Annotated in this window: 17 protein-coding genes and 1 pseudogene; 6 read left to right on the plus strand and 12 right to left on the minus strand. The window is 33.4% G+C overall.

Features of this window, described 5'->3' with window-relative positions:
• Window positions 1–360: 360 nt before the first annotated feature.
• Window positions 361–1,842: a helix-turn-helix domain-containing protein gene (locus tag LNQ49_RS15900; protein WP_229990013.1), complete on the minus strand. Its 1,482-nt coding sequence runs from the start codon at window positions 1,840–1,842 to the stop codon at window positions 361–363.
• A gap of 118 nt (window positions 1,843–1,960) precedes the next feature.
• Between LNQ49_RS15900 and aceB the strand changes: the two genes are divergently transcribed.
• Together aceB and aceA are read left to right on the plus strand one after the other, a co-directional pair.
• Window positions 1,961–3,562: a malate synthase A gene (aceB, locus tag LNQ49_RS15905; RefSeq protein ID WP_229990014.1), complete on the plus strand. Its 1,602-nt coding sequence runs from the start codon at window positions 1,961–1,963 to the stop codon at window positions 3,560–3,562.
• Between the two features lie 32 nt (window positions 3,563–3,594).
• Window positions 3,595–4,875, plus strand: coding sequence for an isocitrate lyase (aceA, locus tag LNQ49_RS15910; RefSeq protein ID WP_229990015.1), 1,281 nt, complete (start codon window positions 3,595–3,597; stop codon window positions 4,873–4,875).
• A gap of 44 nt (window positions 4,876–4,919) precedes the next feature.
• On the opposite strand, the gene LNQ49_RS15915 is transcribed toward aceA, so the two are convergent.
• Genes LNQ49_RS15915 through purT form a run of 3 tightly spaced genes read right to left on the minus strand, consistent with a single transcriptional unit; the run spans window position 4,920 to window position 6,976 of the window.
• Window positions 4,920–5,495, minus strand: coding sequence for a Crp/Fnr family transcriptional regulator (locus LNQ49_RS15915; protein WP_229990016.1), 576 nt, complete (start codon window positions 5,493–5,495; stop codon window positions 4,920–4,922).
• Window positions 5,495–5,812 (minus strand): DUF6370 family protein, encoded by a 318-nt coding sequence (locus LNQ49_RS15920; protein WP_229990017.1) that lies wholly within the window; start codon window positions 5,810–5,812, stop codon window positions 5,495–5,497. Before LNQ49_RS15920 ends, LNQ49_RS15915 begins: the two co-directional genes overlap by 1 nt.
• 3 nt (window positions 5,813–5,815) lie before the next feature.
• Window positions 5,816–6,976, minus strand: coding sequence for a formate-dependent phosphoribosylglycinamide formyltransferase (purT, locus tag LNQ49_RS15925; protein ID WP_229990018.1), 1,161 nt, complete (start codon window positions 6,974–6,976; stop codon window positions 5,816–5,818).
• Window positions 6,977–7,224: 248 nt separating this feature from the next.
• Between purT and LNQ49_RS15930 the strand changes: the two genes are divergently transcribed.
• Entirely contained in the window at window positions 7,225–7,992 is a 768-nt protein-coding gene (locus LNQ49_RS15930; RefSeq protein ID WP_229990019.1) for a hypothetical protein, read from the plus strand.
• Window positions 7,993–8,034: 42 nt separating this feature from the next.
• Here the strand turns inward: LNQ49_RS15930 and LNQ49_RS15935 are convergent, their stop codons facing one another.
• From LNQ49_RS15935 to LNQ49_RS15950, 4 genes and pseudogenes are all read right to left on the minus strand, one after another.
• The gene (locus LNQ49_RS15935; RefSeq protein ID WP_229990020.1) at window positions 8,035–9,903 is read right to left on the minus strand and encodes a peptidase U32 family protein; all 1,869 of its coding nucleotides are present in this window, start codon (window positions 9,901–9,903) and stop codon (window positions 8,035–8,037) included.
• Between the two features lie 126 nt (window positions 9,904–10,029).
• Window positions 10,030–10,583, minus strand: a pseudogene (locus tag LNQ49_RS15940) (dihydrofolate reductase family protein).
• A 194-nt stretch (window positions 10,584–10,777) separates the two neighbouring features.
• Window positions 10,778–11,353, minus strand: a complete 576-nt coding sequence (locus tag LNQ49_RS15945; RefSeq protein ID WP_229990021.1) for an outer membrane beta-barrel protein — start codon at window positions 11,351–11,353, stop codon at window positions 10,778–10,780.
• A 47-nt stretch (window positions 11,354–11,400) separates the two neighbouring features.
• Window positions 11,401–11,901: a nuclear transport factor 2 family protein gene (locus LNQ49_RS15950; protein ID WP_229990022.1), complete on the minus strand. Its 501-nt coding sequence runs from the start codon at window positions 11,899–11,901 to the stop codon at window positions 11,401–11,403.
• Window positions 11,902–12,104: 203 nt separating this feature from the next.
• On the opposite strand from LNQ49_RS15950, the gene LNQ49_RS15955 reads away from it, so the two are divergent.
• Window positions 12,105–13,163 carry a serine hydrolase domain-containing protein gene (locus LNQ49_RS15955; protein ID WP_229990023.1) on the plus strand — a complete coding sequence of 353 codons (1,059 nt, stop codon included), beginning with the start codon at window positions 12,105–12,107 and terminating at the stop codon, window positions 13,161–13,163.
• A gap of 66 nt (window positions 13,164–13,229) precedes the next feature.
• Here the strand turns inward: LNQ49_RS15955 and LNQ49_RS15960 are convergent, their stop codons facing one another.
• The 3 genes from LNQ49_RS15960 to LNQ49_RS15970 form a co-directional block, all read right to left on the minus strand.
• Window positions 13,230–13,676, minus strand: coding sequence for a nuclear transport factor 2 family protein (locus LNQ49_RS15960; protein ID WP_229990024.1), 447 nt, complete (start codon window positions 13,674–13,676; stop codon window positions 13,230–13,232).
• Between the two features lie 204 nt (window positions 13,677–13,880).
• Window positions 13,881–15,071 (minus strand): pyridoxal phosphate-dependent aminotransferase, encoded by a 1,191-nt coding sequence (locus tag LNQ49_RS15965; protein ID WP_229990025.1) that lies wholly within the window; start codon window positions 15,069–15,071, stop codon window positions 13,881–13,883.
• Between the two features lie 67 nt (window positions 15,072–15,138).
• A complete protein-coding gene (locus LNQ49_RS15970) occupies window positions 15,139–16,233 on the minus strand; it encodes a fatty acid desaturase family protein (RefSeq protein WP_229990026.1) in 1,095 nt (364 codons plus the stop codon).
• Between the two features lie 107 nt (window positions 16,234–16,340).
• Here LNQ49_RS15970 and rsmG point away from each other — a divergent pair, with 107 nt between their 5' ends.
• Complete coding sequence (gene rsmG / locus LNQ49_RS15975; RefSeq protein ID WP_229990027.1) at window positions 16,341–16,970, plus strand: 16S rRNA (guanine(527)-N(7))-methyltransferase RsmG; 630 nt, start codon at window positions 16,341–16,343, stop codon at window positions 16,968–16,970.
• 147 nt (window positions 16,971–17,117) lie between these two features.
• A complete protein-coding gene (locus LNQ49_RS15980; protein ID WP_229991343.1) occupies window positions 17,118–18,533 on the plus strand; it encodes an alkaline phosphatase in 1,416 nt (471 codons plus the stop codon).
• Window positions 18,534–18,611: 78 nt separating this feature from the next.
• Here the strand turns inward: LNQ49_RS15980 and LNQ49_RS15985 are convergent, their stop codons facing one another.
• The gene (locus LNQ49_RS15985; protein ID WP_229990028.1) at window positions 18,612–19,340 is read right to left on the minus strand and encodes a hypothetical protein; all 729 of its coding nucleotides are present in this window, start codon (window positions 19,338–19,340) and stop codon (window positions 18,612–18,614) included.
• Window positions 19,341–19,616 lie beyond the last annotated feature (276 nt).

The following is a 19,616-nucleotide window of genomic DNA, read 5'->3' on the forward strand; positions in this document are numbered from 1 at the left end:
TGATTTTTGAGGTTTCTGTTGTGAAGGTTCAAAGTTACAAAGGTTCTGAGTTGTTGAGTTGCTAAGTTGCTAAGGTAGTGTTGGGTGAATTATAGAGTATTTACTCTATTTTATAGGTAGCCCAATCACAGACCAATCACAGACCAATCATTTCGAAGAATGAGGAGTCACATAATCTAATAAAATGCTGTATGTCAAATTAAACGAACCATAAACCTAGCGTACTGAGGTACGAGGCATCTTTACAATAAATCAATGCAAAATATCTCTATATTGTCGAGTTGCTTAATGTGATGTCTCATTCTTCGACATGACAAGATTATGTGTGAAAATTGTCTAATGATCTAGCGGTCTAAATTGTTAGCTATATTTCGCAATATATTGTTGTACAACTAAATCGGTGTTTTCGTGGCGTTTTTTACTTTCTAATTGTTTTGGAGGAGAAGCTCTTTCTAGGCAGTTTTTAACAGCGCAAGTTTCGCAGGTAACACCAACGATTTGTTTTACAATTGGTTTTGCATCTATGAATTTGAATTTCTTTTTCATAGCTGGAGTAATTAAAATTCCAACCGAAATACTTCGCATGCAATTTTCTACAAAAGGATCTTTGGTAGCTGATGAAAAAACTAAATATTCGTTTCCGCTATTTTCGTAACTTGAAATTTGAGCATCAAAAAAATGGGCTTTCTTTTGCTTGATGGCTTCATCTATAGTTTTAATAGATACCCAACGACGGCAATAATGCTCATTCATTTCATTAGCATGCGGTTCCTGTTGATTGGTAATGTGAAGCTCTTTTTTTATTTGATACGTGCCAGAGCCAATTTGGTGTGACATTCTCAGGAAAAACAAGTTTTTTAGATGGAAATCTTTCGGTAAAAGATTGGTTAATCTCTGATAGAAAGATTCAGGAGAAACATTAAATTTTTCGATTAATGCAACAAACTCTTCCGGTCTTGGGTTTTCTTTGGTTAAGAAAAGATTGATATCGTCAATTAATAGTTTTCTAGGTAATAATAGTGCTCCGGCAAAATAGGAAGCATAGAAATTATGCAAGACCTGATCAAAATTATCAAACTTTATCCAGCTAAATGTTAGTAAGCGATCTGTTATTTCTAAGTAGTTGTATGCTATTTCTTTGGCTAATATAAAAGCCCTTTGTGGATCGTCTATTTCTTTAGAGAGCAATAATGTTTTGCTTTTTGGAACATAAATAGAACGCAAATCACCTAAAGCTTCTTGATCTTTAAAAAGAAGTTCTTTAATAGTGTATCCATATTCCTCTTTCAGAATGGCGCTTAATTCAAGCGTCGAGATTTGATTTTCCAGATTAATCTGAAATGATTTAGAGAAAGCAATTACTTTATTTTCTAAATCTTCGAAGTAATTGATATGTGCTTCTTGGTAGGAACGTAATGATGCCAAGAAGAAACTCTCTCGACTTAAATTGTAATGTTGGGCAATTTCGATTATGGTACTAATAAAGGCATTGACCTTTGCAGGGGCATTAGCAATAATATCAATTAGATCGTTCTCATGAATACCAAAAAGTTCTAAGGGAATTTCTTTAAGAATTCCAGATTTTAAAATTTCACCTATCGGGGCTAAGTTATTATCCAGCTTTAAAGAAACCATTTGATCGTAACTAATGTCAAGTTTTTCGCACAAGAGTAAAATCTTATCAGTCTTAGGGTATTTTTTACCTTTTTCTATTTCGTTCAAATAGGATTTAGAAAGGTTCGTGAGTTTGGCTAAGCCAAATAACGAAAGGTTTTTTAGGGTTCGGACCTGCTTGAGTTTTAGCCCAAAAATAAGCTTGATGTAGTCTTTTTCGATATCCATATATCAAATGTAACCAATAAAAAAATAATCGCCAAAAAAATATTTTTAAAATTTAGCGAACGTTCGCTTGTTTTGTATAAAACTTTTTTATAACATTGTAGTGTAAAACATATTAGCTATGAAAAATCAATTAGAAACTACAGAGTCGGCAATGGAATTTTTAGCCGAAAAAAACAATTCTTATGCTGCTATTTGGACAGAAGAAGCGGTTGCATTTATCACAGAACTGCACCTAAAATTTGATTCTCAACGAAAATTATTGTTGTTACAAAGAGAGGAACAACAAAGTTTATTTGATAAAGGAGTCATGCCAACTTTTCCAGCTGAAACAAAATTAGTCAGAGAAGATAATTGGACTGCTGGAGCTATTCCGAAAGATTTATTAGACAGAAGAGTGGAGATTACAGGGCCAGTTGATAGAAAAATGATTATCAACGCTTTGAATTCTGGAGCTAAAACTTTTATGGCCGATTTTGAAGATAGTACTTCTCCAACATGGGGAAATCTAATGAGTGGACAAGTAAACTTAATTGATGCAGTAAATAAAACAATCAGCTTAACAGATGAGGTGAAAAATAAGACCTATCAGTTAAATGAAAACATAGCGACTTTAATTGTTCGCCCTAGAGGATTGCATCTAACAGAAAAACATGTTCTGGTAGAAGGTCAGGTAGTTTCAGGATCATTGGTGGATTTTGGTTTGTATGTTTTTCACAATCATAAAAAATTACTTGAAAACGGAACAGCACCTTATTTCTATATTCCAAAATTAGAGCATTATCTAGAAGCACGTTGGTGGAACAACGTAATTGAGTTTACTCAAAACTATCTAAGAATTCCGCAAGGAACTATTAAGGTAACCGTGCTTATCGAAACAATAACTGCAAGTTTTCAGTTGGATGAAATTATATTCGAATTAAAAAATCATATAGTTGGACTGAATTGCGGTAGATGGGATTATATATTTTCATACATAAAAAAATTCCACAAGCATCCATCATTTTTGGTTCCAGACAGAGATCAAGTAAATATGACTTCGCCTTTTATGAAAGCTTATTCAAGCTTGGTAATTCAGAGATGTCATAAAAGAGGAATCCATGCAATTGGAGGAATGGCAGCTCAAATTCCGATTAAGAATAATGATGAAGCCAATGCGATTGCTTTTGCAAAAGTAAAAGCTGATAAAGAGCGTGAAGTAAGCAATGGACATGACGGAACTTGGGTGGCGCATCCAGATTTGGTTTCATTAGCAAGAGAAGTATTTGATGCAGGAATGCCAACACCAAATCAGATTCATGTAGTAAGACCACATCTTACAATTACAGAGCAAGATTTACTTCAAGTGCCAAAGGGTACTATAACAGAAGAAGGAGTTCGAAAAAATATTAATGTAGGTGTTTTGTATTTGGCTTCTTGGCTTAACGGGCAAGGTGCAGCAGCTATACATAATTTAATGGAAGATGCAGCAACGGCAGAGATTTCGAGATCGCAATTGTGGCAATGGTTATATAATAAAGTGGTTTTGGATAATGGCAAACAATTGAATTTGGCTTATTATCACGAATTGGCTTTGGATGAATTCAGAAAAATTAAAAAGGAATTGGGCGAAGAAAACTATGAAAAACGCTGGTTTCCTTTGGCTGAAAAAGTACTAGAAAGATTGGTCGTTACACTCGACTTTGTGAACTTTCTTACTATCCCATGTTACAAATATTTATAAAAAGTGCTTACTAACAACCAAATAACTATACGATGAAAACAACAGAAGACAGAATTCAAGAATTGATCAAGGATTGGCTAACAAACCCAAGATGGGCAGGAGTAGAAAGACCTTATACCGCAACCGAAGTGGTTACATTACAAGGGTCTTATCAAATAGAACATTCTATTGCTCAAATGGGTGCTCAAAAATTATGGGGAAAACTTAAAAGTCAAGATTTTGTAGCTGGGTTGGGTGCCTTGACAGGTAATCAAGCAATACAAGAAGTTGATGCAGGTTTAGAAGCTATTTACCTTAGTGGATGGCAAGTCGCTGCAGATGCAAATTTGGCTGGCGAAATGTATCCTGATCAATCTCTTTATCCTGCTAATAGTGTACCAATGGTGGTTAAGAAAATAAACAATGCTTTATTGAGAGCCGATCAAATTCAGGTTGTTAATGGAGTAGAAGATAAAAAGGATTATTTAGTGCCAATTGTTGCTGATGCTGAAGCGGGTTTTGGAGGAAATCTAAATGCTTTCGAACTGATGAAAGCAATGATAGAGGCTGGAGCTTCAGGAGTTCATTTTGAAGATCAATTGAGCTCTGCTAAAAAGTGTGGGCATTTAGGAGGGAAAGTTTTGGTACCAACACAAGAAGCTATTAATAAATTAGTAGCAGCAAGATTAGCAGCAGATGTTATGGGAACACCAACACTTATTGTAGCTAGAACAGATGCCGATGCAGCTAATTTATTAACGAGTGATGTTGATCCTAGAGATGCTCCATTTATTACAGGTGAGAAAACTAACGAAGGTTTCTTTTATGTAAAAAGTGGAATCGACCAAGGAATTGCAAGAGGCTTGAGCTACGCGCCTTATGCTGATTTAATTTGGATGGAAACAAGTAATCCAGATTTAGTATATGCTAAGAAGTTTGCTGATGCCATGCGTGAGCAATTCCCAAATAAGATGTTGGCGTACAATTGTTCTCCATCATTTAATTGGGCAGCTAAATTATCTGTTGCTGAAATGGAAACTTTTAGAGAAGATTTGGCAGCAATGGGGTATAAATTCCAATTCATTACTTTGGCAGGTTTCCATGCTTTGAACACTAGTATGTTTGAATTATCTAAAGCATACAGAGAAAGAGGAATGGCAGGATATTCTGAATTACAAGAAAGAGAATTTGCTTTGCAAAATAGTGGATTTAGAGCTGTAAAACATCAAGCGTTTGTAGGAACCTCTTATTTTGATGCGGTTCAGAATACTGTTACGATTGGTAAATCAACAACAACAGCAATGAAACATTCTACAGAAGTAGAACAATTTTAATTTTTAATTCAAAAAAAACACGGCTCAGTTACGAGCCGTGTTTTTTATTTTTTTAAAAGTCTTGCTTTCATTTTACTGAAAAATTCAGGGGTAACACCAATGAAAGAAGCAATATGCTTTTGAGGTACTTTCTGGATAAGCGTTGGGTGTTTTGCGCAGAATTTTTCTAAACGTTCTTCGGCAGATAAACTCAAGTTATCCATTAAGCGTTGTTGATTGGCAACTAAAGAGTTCTCGGTTAAGATTCTAAAAAAACGTTCCAATTTTGGAATGTCAAAATACAATTGTTCTTGATTTTCTTTAGAGAGAACCACAACTTCGGAGTCTTCCAAAACTTCTATAAATAATTGACCTGGTTTTTGTGTAATTAAGCTGTACATATCACTAATCCACCAACCTTCACACGAAAAACTCAATACATGCTCTACAATATTGTCATTGATATTAAAGCTTCGAATGATTCCTGAGTTTATGAAATAAGATTCTTTACAAACATCTCCAGCATTTAATAAAATAGTCTTGGCTTTATAAAAACGGGTTTCAGTCTTAGATAAAAAATGTGCTTGCTCTTCAGGTGTTAGGGAAACGTGTTTGGCAATATTTTCTAGAATTAAAGCCATTATTTTTCTTTTAGTAATGTAAACGAAGTTACTTTGTATCGGTTATTTTCTATTTTTCCAGTAACTGATGCTTTACGTATAGCATTGCAAAAACCATCTTTTGCATGAGCATCTCCATGTTCGTCAATTTTGGTTCCGTCTACAAAATAAGATTTGCCATCAATGCGAACGGCTAAATCACAACTGTTGCCTTTCATTCCAAATTGGCATTCTCCACAAGCAGCTTCTACAACTTGAGGTTTTTCGGTAGTTTTTTTATCTTGAGCATTTATTGTGATACTTAAAAATAGGAACATCACGGCTGTTATTTTTTTCATGTTTTATGAATTTACGGTTATTAATTGTGCGGTTTTTTTTGCTCTTTCTATGACTTCTTCAATCGGAGTTTCTAAGATATCGTGTGATAAAACAACTCCCATACGGCGATAAGGTCTTGAAGTTGGTTTTCCAAAGATACGGAAGTCTGTTTTAGGTAATGCAGCTACTTTTTCTATTCCAGTATAAGTAGGATTGTTTGATTCTTTTGAAGCCAAAATTACAGCACTAGCTCCTGCTTTTTCTAATGTAATTTCGAAAATAGGCAAACTCAGGATAGTTCTTAAATGCAATTCAAATTCATTGAAGTTTTGTGTTCCTGCTAAGGTTACCATTCCAGTATCATGCGGGCGAGGGGAAAGCTCAGAGAAATAAACACCTTCGTCAGTCAGGAAAAACTCTACTCCAAAAAGTCCTGCTCCACCTAAAGCTTCAGTAATTTTCTCGGCCATATCTTGGGCTTCGTACAAATCTTTGTCGGATACCCTAGCTGGTTGCCAGCTTTCTTGATAATCACCACGTTCTTGTCGGTGACCAATTGGTGCACAAAAAAGTGTTGGATTGTTATTTTGAGTAATTGTTAGTAGGGTAATTTCAGAATGGAAATTTACAAAGGCTTCTGCGATTACTTCAATAACGTCTCCACGAGAACCAGCAACAGCATATTCCCATGCTTTTAAAATGTCCTCTTGATTTTTTATGGTTGATTGTCCTTTTCCTGATGAACTCATTAAAGGTTTTACTACACATGGCATGCCTACTTCCTGAACAGCCTTTTGTAATTCCTCGGCTGAGGTTGCATATTGGTATTTGGCAGTTTTAAGTCCGAGTTCTTTAGCGGCTAAATCACGGATTGCTTTACGATTCATGGTGAAATTTGCTGCTTTTGCAGACGGAACAACTGTAATGCCTTGTTTCTCATAATCGTAAAAGCGTTCAGTACGAATGGCTTCTATTTCAGGAACTATAAAATCGGGCTTGTGCTTGGCTACAATGCGATCAAGTGCTTCGCCATCGAGCATATTAATGACCTCAAAGCCATGAGCAACTTGCATTGCTGGAGCATTCTCGTAATTATCAACAGCAATTATGGTTTGACCAATTCGTTGTGCGGCAATGGTAAATTCTTTACCTAATTCGCCTGAACCTAGAAGTAGTATTTTCATTTTTTTTGAAATCTAAATTGAATAGTAAAAGTAAAAAAATGCTTTTTATTATTGCTTAAATATTGGTAGAGATTTTAAGGTAATCTAAAGAGATGTCGTTTGAATTGTGTGTTTTGACGAGTAGGCCAACTCCCTTGGTTTTAGTAGTAAAATTGTTAATAAATAATAAGTAGATTAATTTGAAGAACCCCTTGAAACGATGTGATATTTATATATTTGCCGGCTCATAAATAAAATAATTTAAAGTAATGAAAGTAAATGTTTTTTTAATAATTGGTGTTTTATTGGTTACATCTGCAGCACAGTCTCAAGCTGCTGGATTAACATTTAGATTTGGAATGGGGCAACAAAAAGCAGACGCCATAATTTTTAAAAAGGACAATCAAAAAGTTACTGGAATTGTTCAGTTTCCAGGTTTTGAAGATAAAAAAGTGAAAATTAAAGTTGGTGAAGAGAATGAGAAATATGCTAGTAAAGACATTGACTCCATTCAGATTTTTGACCAAAATAAAAAATTGTCTTATACTTTTATATGGACAAAATCAAAAGTGTACAAATCAAAAGGGAAAGAATTTAAAGTTATTGATGAAAAATGGTTGTGTAAAACAATCAGCGGAAAAGCTTCTTTGTATTTAGGCGGTGAAGAATATGGAATAAAAGAAGTTAAGGTAGAAGATGAGAAGACAAAAACTAAGGTAAAAGAAGATAAGATGAAAGTCGTTTCTAAAGAAGTTAATCATTATCTGAAAAGAAGCAAGGAAGACTATCCGATATTGGTTTCTTTGAGTTCAAATGCTTTTTCTGCGGGATACAACGCTTTTTTTAGAGAGTATGGAGTTTATTATTTTAGTGACAATCCAGAGATTGCTAAAAAAATAGAAGAAAAAGAATATAAGTATGATGATATTGAAGCGATTCTGATGTTATACAATAAGAAATCGGAGCCAAAACCAACACCAAAACAAGAACAAAAAAGCACAAAAACAAAGGCAGTAAAAACTCCAAAAAAGAAATAAATAAAAAAGCGATACTTTCTAGAAAGTATCGCTTTTGTTTTTTTAATGAAAATGATCTTCTTCAATTTCAAATTCGGCATCTTTTTCCCAAATTTCCATTTCACAAGGTTTACAGTTGAATTTTAGTTTGTATTCTAGTTCGCCTTGTTTTAATACCAATGGTTCTTTGACTTTTACACCTACAATATCTTTTTGGTGTATTGGGCATTTTTTTAATTCGTATTTGATGCAATATTTGGTAGTCATTACACGAGATTTTCCTGGATCCCATTGTAACTCAAATGCTTTTTCGATTTCGGTTACGCCATGACGTTCGTAAAACTTACGAGCCGTTTTGTTTGAAACGTTGTACATAAAGTCCAATTTAGTTTCTGGGTAAGGATGTGAAGTTTTTACCATTTGGTGTTCTTCACGTTTGTAATTGGCTAAACGAATTTCTGATAATTGTTCGTAAACCGTTCTTCTCATTTCGTTGACTTTTGAAATAGGAAGGAACCAGTTTTGAGAGAACATTACAGTAATTTCATCAGCACTATAAGGTGTAAAACCTGTTTTTGCTAAATTGGTTTTAAAGTTTTCTGCGATAGATTCGTTGTTTTTGGTTTGCTCTTTAGGGTGAACTAAATTCACAATACTTACATTTCCATCTTCGTCAGTAGCGATTAATTCGAAACCATTTTCATTTTCTGTAAGCAATAAAGTAGTGCTGATTTTACGAATCGCACTGTCTTCTCTTTCTACAATTTTGATGAAAGCAGCATCGTTATTACGGTAAATAAAAGTACCGTCTTTAATTTCTTTTAAAACGTTAGGATAAGCCAAACCATTTTCTGATTTGTTAACGTAAATTCCCTCTGCTTCATTATTTTCATTGATAAAACAAAGTCCGTCACCATTATTTAATAATTCGCCGTTCTCAATTTCGTAAGCGTTTCCAACGGTTTTAATTAATTTACCAATATATTGTCCTTTTGATTTTGGACTTTCCCAAGAACCGATTGAACTATGTCTTTCGTTTACAAAATAGTCAGTGTAACCGCGGTTAAAACTTTTGTCTAGAGCAGAATCAAAAGTATAGGTGCATTTTCCAGAAGAAGCTTTAGTGTATTTATCACTTCCTTCTAGGAAAGTGTCTAATTTTTGGCGTAAGTACGAAACGTTATTTTTTACATAAACGATATCTTTTAGTCGGCCTTCGATTTTGAAAGAAACAATTCCTGCTTCAACCAGATTTGGAATTTGGTCTGAAACATCAAAATCTTTAATAGAAAGTAAGTGACTGTTTTTGATTAATGTTTCTCCGTTTCCGTCGATTAAGTTATAAGGTAAACGACAGTTTTGAGCACAAGAACCACGGTTTGCACTTCGTTCTCCATTAGCCACACTCATATAACAGTTTCCACTGAATGATACACATAATGCACCAGTAACGAAAAATTCTAATTCAACATCAGCTTTGTCGTAGATGTCTTTTATTTGATGCAAGTTTAATTCGCGTGCTAAAACCACACGTTTTATTCCGGCATCTTTTAAGAATTTTATTTTATCAGCATCACGATTATTGGCTTGTGTACTTGCGTGAAGTACGATAGGAGGTAAGTCCATTTCCATAATCGCCATATCTTGAATAATCAATGCATCAACACCAATTTTGTATAAATCCCAAATCATTAAACGACACGTTTCTAGTTCGTTGTCGTATAAAATGGTATTGATAACTACAAAAACCTGAGCGTTAAATAAGTGTGCGTATTTTACCAATGCGGCAACATCTTCAATTGAGTTTGTAGCATTAGAACGTGCTCCGTATAATGGAGCACCAATATAAACGGCATCGGCGCCGCTATTTATGGCAGCCATTCCTTGGATTAAATCTTTAGCTGGAGCTAATATTTCGATCTTCTTCTTCATTTTTAATACTTTAGGCTTTTGTGGGATTCACGGAAAAAAGTCTGCAAAGTTCTTATAAATAAATCGAGTTTGCTAATGCTGAAGTGACTTTTTTTGAAATACTTAACTAATATGGAATGATGATGTTTAAGGTTTGTTTTTATTTGCTTCGTAAGTAAGCTGAACAACTCCCGATTTGAAAACATTGGTATTAATTAAACTCAATTCTATTCGTTCTTTTAAGTTTTCAAACAATGGTTTTCCGCTTCCTAAGGCTATTGGGTGTACTGATATTTTGTATATATCTATGAGGTTTAATTCAATGAAAGTTTTAATAAGACTTGCTCCACCATATAACCATATATCTTTTCGCCTTGTTTTTTAATTTCAGTTACTTTGTTGACTATATCAGTATTTATAAAAGTGGCTTTGTCATCGTGTTTAGTTTGACTTGAAAAAACAAATTTTTCCTTTGAATGTAATGCTTTCCATAGCGTTTGTTCTTCTGGACTAGCATTAGTTTCCGGTTGGTAATTGCCCCATATATCATAACTTACTCTACCATAAAAAATAGTATCGACGCTTGATAAAAATCCATCAAAATCCATATCATCATCCATGATACACCAATCAACTTCTCCGTTTGGACCTTCAATAAAGCCATCTAATGTTACAGCTAAATCTAGAATTACTTTTTTCATTTGTAAAATGTTTAATGTTTGTCTTACTTGGTTTTTTTGATATAAAATATAGGTTTTTCAATTTATATAAAAAACAAAAACTACTTGATTTAGTAGCTAATTAGTTTTTTGGGTGGTACCGGTTTTAATCAAAATAATTGCCTTTTTTCTCTAGTTAAATTTAGGAGAGAATTGAAATTAGTAGTTTTTTGGTATTACCATTTCACAGGGAAAGTAAAGCCTATGGCCGCTGCTCCTGAAAATTGTTCTGCAGCTGATGTGTAATAATATGTAAATGCCACATCGAAATTATTTTTGCGACCTAATGCTAAACCAATACTGAAAGGTACATGCATCAATAGTCCCTTCTTTTTTATTGTAGTTAATGGTGTATAGGTTTCAAATGAGCCAATAGAAGTACCAATACCAATCTCGACATATGGAGCAACCCATGGTAGAGGTGCACAAATACGGGCTTTTCCACCAATTAAAAAAGCATTAGTTGTTACTTTGTACTCAGGTTGGTTCTGGTGATTGGAATTTTGATTGGTTGATGTTAAAACAAGTCCGACATAAGGCCTTAAGCTGAACCATTTGGTAAAACCAAATACATATTCTCCTTGTGCATAAAAACCAGTGCCGTCTATGTCAGTTTCGTCATAAGGGGAGGTCAGTCCTAAGCCTGCTGCGACATTAATAAATTCGCCTTTTCTTGGTTGGGCTTTTGTTAGATTAGAAAAAAATAGTGTAAAAGTAATAATGATAAAAATTTTCTGAAATACAGAAGTCATAATTTAGATGTTTTTTTGGTTTGTAATGTTTTATAGTTTTATTGCGTTTAATGTCCGTAACTAATTACTCTTGAAATTTTCCAGCCTGTTGGCGTTTTTTTCCAGACATGGGTGAATTTATAAGTTCCGCAATTTATAAGTTCTCCGTTTTCAAGCCGACAGAATTTATGTACTCCAGTTTGTATTGCTCCATAATCTTTAATAGGGTAAACTTCAATACTTCCTTCTACAAGAACTCTTCTGGTATATCCATAATTGGTGAAAATTCGCTGAAAGTTTTCCATTGTTTTTGTATAATTGTCGAGTCCTCCTGTGTCATGAAAGAATTCAAGATCTTCGGTAAATAAAGTTTTTAGTTTTTCTAAATCACCTTTGTTAGCAGTATCAAAAACAATATGATCCATTTTTACAATAGTGTCGAATAATTCCTTAGATACTGGTATGTAAGGTTTCGATTCATTTGATGTTGTGCCTTTTTGGGCATTACATGGTATTGTTAGCATTTCTATTGTTAGCATTAATAAAATTGCAGAAATTGTATTTTTCATTTTTGTTGCTTTATGAGAGTTATACAAAAAGAGCATGGTAAAAAAGTTTTGTGCTGTAAAAAAGAGGTCTTTATTTTTGTTGCTAAAAATACTAATAAAAGTAATGTCATAAACTTTAAATTTTGGGCATGTTTCTTTTTGTTTTGTAACCAAAAGGATATTGAAGCCGTCAAAGTTTTCATCAATCACTAATTAATCGCAAAATGAAAACAATCTCAAAATTTTTTATTGTACTATTTTTAATTTCGAATTTGGCACTATTTGCTCAAAATCTGGATAGGAAAATAGATAGTTTAATAACTTCAAAGTTCAAACCTGGAAATCCTGGAGCTGTTTTTATGGCTGTTAAAAAGGGAAAAATCATATATCGAAAGGCTTTTGGAATGGCAAATCTAGAATTTGATATAAATATGAAACCTGAATTTATTTTTGAAATTGGATCGATGACAAAACAATTTACGGCTGTTTCTATTTTGATGCTAGCTGAGCAAGGAAAGCTTAAACTTAATGATGAAATCACAAAGTTTATTCCGGATTACCCAACGAACGGAAATAGGATTACAATTCATCATTTATTAACACACACTTCGGGAATTAAGGATTTTACAAGTATGGAATCAATTAAAAATATCGCTAGAAGTGATTTATCGCCTAAAGAATTAATTGATTTTTTTAAGAATGAACCAGTAAATTTTAAACCTGGCGAACAGTTTAAGTATTGTAATTCAGGTTATGTTCTCTTAGGGTATATTATTGAAATTGCATCGGGTCAGACGTATCAGGAGTTTGTTAGTCAGAATATCTTTGAGAAGATAGGAATGATGAATACCCATTATGCAAGCCATGAGAGAATAATAAAAAATAGAGTTTCAGGATATCGAGATAAAGAGGGGATTGTAAATGCAGCTTATATTAGTTTTTCTATTCCTTATGCATCAGGGTCGATAATGTCAAATGTGGATGATATGTTAAAATGGCAAAATGCAATTGACACTAACATATTGCTTAATTCTAATACTACAGAAAAGGTATTCACTAATTATAAATTAAATAATGGTGATAAAATTGATTACGGATATGGCTGGCATATAAAAGAGTTGAATGGAAAACTTGTACGCGAGCACGGAGGCAGTATTTTTGGTTTTAAATCGATGGGTGTTTATGAGCCTACTAAGCAAATTTATGTAATAGGACTGAGTAATTGTGATTGCAACTCTCCAACCGCACTCACAAAAGATATAGCGGCTTTGTTAATCGATTAACTATAAAAAAAAACTGCTTAGTTATAATTAACCGAGCAGTTTTCTTTGCTTTAATTATAAGGTCTATTAATGTTGATTGATGTCATTAAACTCCCAAAGAACATTGATGATCTTCCAAGAACCGTTGATTTTAACAAGATGCATATAATCAATCCAGTCATCGGCAATCAATTTTACAGAAGCTGTTCGTTCTGAAACATCAAGAAGTTTGACATCCTTTTTTGGTAAAGGTGGAAACTTATCTCCATTCTTGTTGTAACTTTCTGCAAGTAAAACCATAGATTCTGTAGTTGTTTCACGAACATAATCTTTGCCTGTTGCTTTGTCTTTCCAAAATGTTCGCTTAACCATTCTTGGATGTAATGCTCGTTCCATTTGTTTTGGGTTTGGTACGTGCTGCGATTCGATATAATCAAGAGTGGCTCTTTTTATTTCCAGACTATCTTGTTTAGTTTGCCCAGAAATGAAATTACTAATCAAAAATAAAATAAAACAGATAAGTGGTTGTTTCATAGTTAATCAAATTGGTTTAGTTATTGATTTTTATTTTTAGGAGATTTAGAATACTACTATTACAAAGGGATGTGGTTAACGAATGTTCTTATGATTTGTTATCAAATATAGTAATATAATTTTGTCGATTTTTTAAATGTAATGTTAACAAAAAAAGCCTCAAGAAAATTCCTGAGGCTTTGATTTATATAATTTGAATCTTGATTAAGCTGTTAAAGCTTCTTTGATTCTGCGTAAAGCTTCTTTTAAAATGTCTTCGCTTGTTGCATAAGAGAAACGAATACAGTTTGGATTTCCAAAAGCATCACCTGTTACAGTTGCTACGTTAGCTTCTCCTAAAAGATACATTGATAAATCGTTTGCATCTTTAATTTCTGTTCCTTTTAATGTTTTTCCGAAGAAAGAAGAAACGTCTGGGAATACATAAAATGCTCCTTCTGGAACGTTGATTTTTACTCCAGGAATTTCTTTTAATAATCCCACAACTAAGTCTCTACGACCGTGGAAAGCCTTAACCATGTGGTTTAATACACTTGGATCAGCATCTACTGCAGTAATTGTAGCACGTTGTGCCACAGAATTTGCTCCAGAAGTTACTTGTCCTTGAATTTTTGTACATGCTTTTGCAATGAATTCAGGAGCTCCAATATAACCAACTCTGTATCCTGTCATTGCGAATGCTTTTGCAACTCCATTTACAGTGATTGTTTTTTCTAACATTCCCGGAATTGAACCGATGCTGCAGAAAGTTCCAGAGAAATTGATGTGCTCATAAATTTCGTCAGCAACTACGTATATATTTGGGTGTTTTTCTAAAACTTTTGCAAGGGCAGTTAATTCTTCTCTACTGTAAACAGATCCAGAAGGATTACAAGGAGAACTAAACCACATCATTTTTGTTTTAGGTGTGATTGCTGCTTCTAATTGCTCAGGCGTAATTTTAAAATCTGTATCTACAGATGTTGGAACTTCAACAGGAACACCTCCTGAAAGTTTTACGATTTCAAAATAAGAAACCCAGTATGGTGCTGGCAAAATAACCTCGTCACCATCATTTAACATTACTTGTGCAATGTTGTATAAAGATTGTTTTGCTCCTGTAGAAACTACAATTTGAGTAGGTTTGTAATCTAATCCGTTATCTCTTTTGAATTTTTTGCAAATTGCTTCTCTTAATTCTAAGTAACCTTCTACTGGAGAATAGGTGCTGTAATTTTCGTCAACTGCTTTTTTAACAGCCTCTTTAATAAAATCTGGTGTATTAAAGTCTGGTTCACCTAAACTTAAACTTATAATGTCTTTTCCTTGTGCTTTTAATTCACGTGCTAAAGCAGCCATTGCCAAGGTTTGTGATGTAGCTAAATTGTTAATTCTGTCCGAAAGAATGTGATTCATTGCTGTAGTTAATTGTGGTTTGTTATTAGATTATTGTCGTTAAGATGTTGTGTCTTTATCTTAACAATTATGCTAGTTTAGGTTTCATTCCTAAATCTCGTAAATGTTTGTAGTGTGCCAAAATTGCGCTTCTCGTAGTTTTAAATTCATGATATGGCAAGTTGCATTCGATTGCAGTTTGTTTTACAATTTCTGCAATTTTCCCGTAATGGATGTGGCATATATTAGGGAAAATGTGGTGTTCAATTTGGTGATTTAATCCGCCTGTAAACCAGTTTATTACTTTGTTCTTTGGAGCAAAATTAGCTGTAGTATACAATTGGTGAATTGCCCAAGTGTTTTCAATTTCGCCATCTTCATTTGGAACTGGGTTTGCAGTCTCTTCAACTACGTGTGCTAATTGGAATACAATACTTAAAATTAATCCTGCTGTATAGTGCATTACAAAGAATCCAATAACAACTTTCCACCATACAATACCTAAAAGCATTGGTAGTGCCATCCAGATTAATACATAAATAATTTTTGTGATTACCAATACAGTCCATAATTTGGCAGGACTTTGTGGTGTTCCATAAGATAATTTTCTTTTTATGTAGTTTTTCATTTGCTTAAAATCGGTTGTTAAAGCCCAATTGAAAGTCAATAATCCGTAAAGGAAAAATGAATAGTAATGTTGGAATTTATGAAAACGGTGCCATTCAGCATTTTGTGTAAAACGAATAATTCTTCCTGCGTCAAGATCTTCGTCATGACCATGGATATTAGTATAGGTGTGGTGTAACACATTGTGTTGTACTTGCCAGTTATGTACGTTTCCTGCAAGGACATAAATACTTCCTCCCATGATTTTGTTTACCCAACTTTTGGTCGAGTAAGAACCGTGATTTCCATCATGCATTACATTCATTCCAATTCCAGCCATTCCAATTCCCATAACGATGGTTAATAGTAAATGAGCCCAAAACGGCATATTGAGTGTAAGTATCAAAAAATAAGGAGCAAGAAAAACTGTAAATAGGATTATAGCTTTTAAATGAAGTTTCCAATTTCCTGTCTTTTGGATATTATTGTCTTTAAAGTAACTGTTCACCCGCGAGTTAAGCGTTCTGAAAAACTTTAAATTGTCTTGCTTAGCAAATGTTGGTATGGTCTTATTCATAAGAAATTTAAATAGTGCTCAAAGGTAATTATTATAAATTTTCAATTTACAAAATTGAGTTAAATATTTCAACTGTAAAGTAGTACTTTTGTTAAAAAAATAGACCGATGGATGAGATTCTGAAATATTTTCCTGATTTGACTGACACTCAAAAAGAACAATTTCAAAAATTAGATTTTTTATACCATGATTGGAATGAAAAAATAAACGTAATATCACGTAAAGATATTGACGCATTATACACTAAACATATTTTGCATTCTCTTGGAATTGCAAAAATCACAAAATTTGAACCAGGGACTTATGTTCTTGATGTAGGTACTGGTGGTGGATTTCCTGGAATTCCTTTGGCGATTCTTTTCCCAGAAACTCGTTTTTATTTGATTGATGTTATTGCTAAAAAAATAAAAGTGGTTCAGGGTGTTGTTGATGCTTTGGATTTGAAGAATGTAAAAGCAGAACAGCTTCGTGCTGAAAATGTAAAAGGAGATTTTGATTTTATTGTAAGCCGTGCAGTGACTAATATGCCTGATTTTGTTTCTTGGATTAAAGACAAAATCAAGAAAAAACACAAACACGAACTTAAAAATGGAATTTTATACCTTAAAGGTGGAGATTTAACTGAAGAACTAAAAGATTTTCCTAAAGCAACAGAATATAATTTAGCAGATTTCTTTGAGGATGAATTTTTTGAAACCAAAAAAGTAGTTCACCTCCCTTTGAAGTTTACTGTTTAACTTTATCGAATACGATTTAATATAAAAACCCTATCATTTGATGGGGTTTTTGCATTTTAAGTTGATGTTTGATTGTCATAACACAAAGATAATTTTGTTGCTAAGTGTATTTTTTTATCTTTGAAATACTTACCAAACAAAGAAATGATGGATAGAAGGAAGTTTTTTAGAAATGGCTCTTTATTTACAATTGGAGCAGCAGTGATGAATCCTTTTCAGGGTTCAGCTAATATTTTGGATTTAGAATCAGTTAATAAAAATAAGAAAGCCAAAAATATTATTCTTTTAGTTAGTGATGGGATGAGTACGGGGACATTAAATATGGCCGATTTGTACCTAAATAGAAAAACAGGAAAAGGATCCAATTGGATTCAGTTGTATAAAGACAATAGAGTTTCGAGAGCGTTGATGGATACTGCTTCTGCCAGTTCTATTGTGACCGATTCATCGGCTGCTAGTTCTTCATGGGGTGGTGGTTTTAGAGTAAACAACGGAGTGCTTAATGTGAGTCCTCAAGGAGAACCGCATTTACCTATTTGGCAAAAATTCAAAAAGGCTGGAAAAATGGCTGGTTGCGTAACTACAGTTCCAATCACTCATGCAACTCCTGCAGGTTTCTGTGTAAACAGTAAAAGTAGAAATGCTCAAGATGATATTGCCGAACAATATTTAGATCTTGGTTTTGATGTTATGATGGGTGGAGGGGCAAATTATTTTAGCTCAGAGGTGAGAAAAGATAAAAAGGATATGTATGCTGCTTTTAAAGCAAAAGGATATCAGGTTGTAAAAACACGCTCTGATATGGATGCGGCTTCTAATTCTAAACCTATTTTAGGAGTATTTTCAGAAGATGGTCTTCCATATTATGTAGATAGAAATAGTGATGAGAATCTTAAGAAAACAATTCCAAGTTTAGCCGAAATGGCTCAGAAAGCTATTGATAGAATGAAAGACCATAAAAATGGTTTTGTTTTGCAGATAGAAAGTGGAAAAGTGGATTGGGCTGCTCACGGAAATGATATTGCAGGTTTGATTAACGATCAAATTGAGTTTGATGAAACGGTAAAAATTGCAATTGATTTTGCTGAAAAAGACAAAGAGACTTTAGTTATTATCACTACTGACCACGGGAATGCCAATCCAGGAATTATTTATGGCAAATACGCAAATGAGAATTTTGATAGTATCCAGAAATACACTCAGACTAACGAATGGATTTTAAATCAAATTAAACCAGATTCTTCAATCTCTCAAGTAAAAGAGATTATTGAAAAGGCAAATGGACATTCTGTTTCAGATGAAGATGCCAAAACAGTTTTGAGTTATTATGATGGATTGCATAAGGAAGACGGATTGTATAACTACAAAAAATTACCTTATAAAGCTTTTGCAGAAATGCAGGGTAAAATAAACTCTGTAGGCTGGATTAGTATGGATCACTCTGCTGATTATGTTGAGTTGGCAATGTTTGGTCCAGGAAGTGAACTTTTAAAACCTTTTGTAAAAAATACTGACTTGCACTATTTGATGTTACAAGCTGCAGAAGTAGAGAATAAATTTTAATTTTATTTGATAAAAAAAAACACAAGTTTCAAATCAATAGAAACTTGTGTTTTTGGTTTTTAGATATAATATATCTGTCTAGCGAGCTTCGCTTGGATAGTTTAAAAAAGGATTTATTTCGTAGTCTAATCTTGCTATAAAATTTTTAATTGCAATTTCTGAAGATTTTGCGGTGTGCTTATAATAAGGATCAAAGAAAAAATCACGACATATTACAGGTTCTGCAGAAGGATTATATACTTCATCGTTATTGTTTAAATCGTCATAAGCATATTGACAAGGAAATAATTGTGTAAGTTGTTTTAAAGTATTTTTAAGCCATTGATTAAATATTTTTTTCTTAGGTGAGACATGACGTGCGAGCAGTGCGAGACCAACAATTTCGCTTTGTAAATAGTAAGATCCTTTTCGGCGTAGTACATCTATCATTCTTACATTCATAAGTGCAACCCACAGTGGTCCGTCTACAGGTCCAGATGCAGGAGCATTCATATTGAGGTCAAAAACTAGTGGTTTGGTATGTTCAGGATTTGATACAGAACACCACAGTGCTTCAATACGCTGTTTCATTTCTTGAGATGATTCGCTATGGTTTTTATATCGCCAATATACCCATTCGAGTAGAGCTGCTGTTAATCCTAAAGAAGCTTTGTGACTAATACCTGTTAAGGCAAGTTCTAGCTTGTTATGATTTTCAGCTGGATCGATAAGTTTCTCCATTATTTTTCCATTCCATTTAAAATCAATTGGATGATTTATGCTTTTGGCTTCGCGGATTATTTTAGGCGCTTTTTCAATAGTTTGCATAATTTCTTAAATTTAATTTTTACATATGAACATTTGTTTTGTTTCTTAAGTTTATTAGGTTAATCAAGAATTCTCAAATTTACAGGAGTGCTTCATTTTTTCTATATCATGATAAGTTTTAAAAATAGCACGATAGGGTATTTTATTGGCTGTATGTTTTTGAAAATCAGTAAAGAACGAAAAGTATTACAAATAAAACAGCTGTATGATTAAATTTTTTATATGAAAAGCAAAACCCACAAGTTTCAAAATATTTGAAGCTTGTGGGTTTTTTTA

It is taken from the genome of Flavobacterium pisciphilum (assembly GCF_020905345.1).
In the GTDB taxonomy this organism is placed as follows: Bacteria; Bacteroidota; Bacteroidia; order Flavobacteriales; family Flavobacteriaceae; genus Flavobacterium; species Flavobacterium pisciphilum.

Excerpts from the sequence above, each read along its gene's own strand:
- LNQ49_RS15900 (WP_229990013.1), bottom strand. The coding sequence starts at position 1,842 with ATGGATATCGAAAAAGACTACATCAAGCTTATTTTTGGGCTAAAACTC.
- aceB (WP_229990014.1), top strand. The coding sequence starts at position 1,961 with ATGAAAAATCAATTAGAAACTACAGAGTCGGCAATGGAATTTTTAGCC.
- aceA (WP_229990015.1), top strand. The coding sequence starts at position 3,595 with ATGAAAACAACAGAAGACAGAATTCAAGAATTGATCAAGGATTGGCTA.
- LNQ49_RS15915 (WP_229990016.1), bottom strand. The coding sequence starts at position 5,495 with ATGGCTTTAATTCTAGAAAATATTGCCAAACACGTTTCCCTAACACCT.
- LNQ49_RS15920 (WP_229990017.1), bottom strand. The coding sequence starts at position 5,812 with ATGAAAAAAATAACAGCCGTGATGTTCCTATTTTTAAGTATCACAATA.
- purT (WP_229990018.1), bottom strand. The coding sequence starts at position 6,976 with ATGAAAATACTACTTCTAGGTTCAGGCGAATTAGGTAAAGAATTTACC.
- LNQ49_RS15930 (WP_229990019.1), top strand. The coding sequence starts at position 7,225 with ATGAAAGTAAATGTTTTTTTAATAATTGGTGTTTTATTGGTTACATCT.
- LNQ49_RS15935 (WP_229990020.1), bottom strand. The coding sequence starts at position 9,903 with ATGAAGAAGAAGATCGAAATATTAGCTCCAGCTAAAGATTTAATCCAA.
- LNQ49_RS15945 (WP_229990021.1), bottom strand. The coding sequence starts at position 11,353 with ATGACTTCTGTATTTCAGAAAATTTTTATCATTATTACTTTTACACTA.
- LNQ49_RS15950 (WP_229990022.1), bottom strand. The coding sequence starts at position 11,901 with ATGAAAAATACAATTTCTGCAATTTTATTAATGCTAACAATAGAAATG.
- LNQ49_RS15955 (WP_229990023.1), top strand. The coding sequence starts at position 12,105 with ATGAAAACAATCTCAAAATTTTTTATTGTACTATTTTTAATTTCGAAT.
- LNQ49_RS15960 (WP_229990024.1), bottom strand. The coding sequence starts at position 13,676 with ATGAAACAACCACTTATCTGTTTTATTTTATTTTTGATTAGTAATTTC.
- LNQ49_RS15965 (WP_229990025.1), bottom strand. The coding sequence starts at position 15,071 with ATGAATCACATTCTTTCGGACAGAATTAACAATTTAGCTACATCACAA.
- LNQ49_RS15970 (WP_229990026.1), bottom strand. The coding sequence starts at position 16,233 with ATGAATAAGACCATACCAACATTTGCTAAGCAAGACAATTTAAAGTTT.
- rsmG (WP_229990027.1), top strand. The coding sequence starts at position 16,341 with ATGGATGAGATTCTGAAATATTTTCCTGATTTGACTGACACTCAAAAA.
- LNQ49_RS15980 (WP_229991343.1), top strand. The coding sequence starts at position 17,118 with ATGGATAGAAGGAAGTTTTTTAGAAATGGCTCTTTATTTACAATTGGA.
- LNQ49_RS15985 (WP_229990028.1), bottom strand. The coding sequence starts at position 19,340 with ATGCAAACTATTGAAAAAGCGCCTAAAATAATCCGCGAAGCCAAAAGC.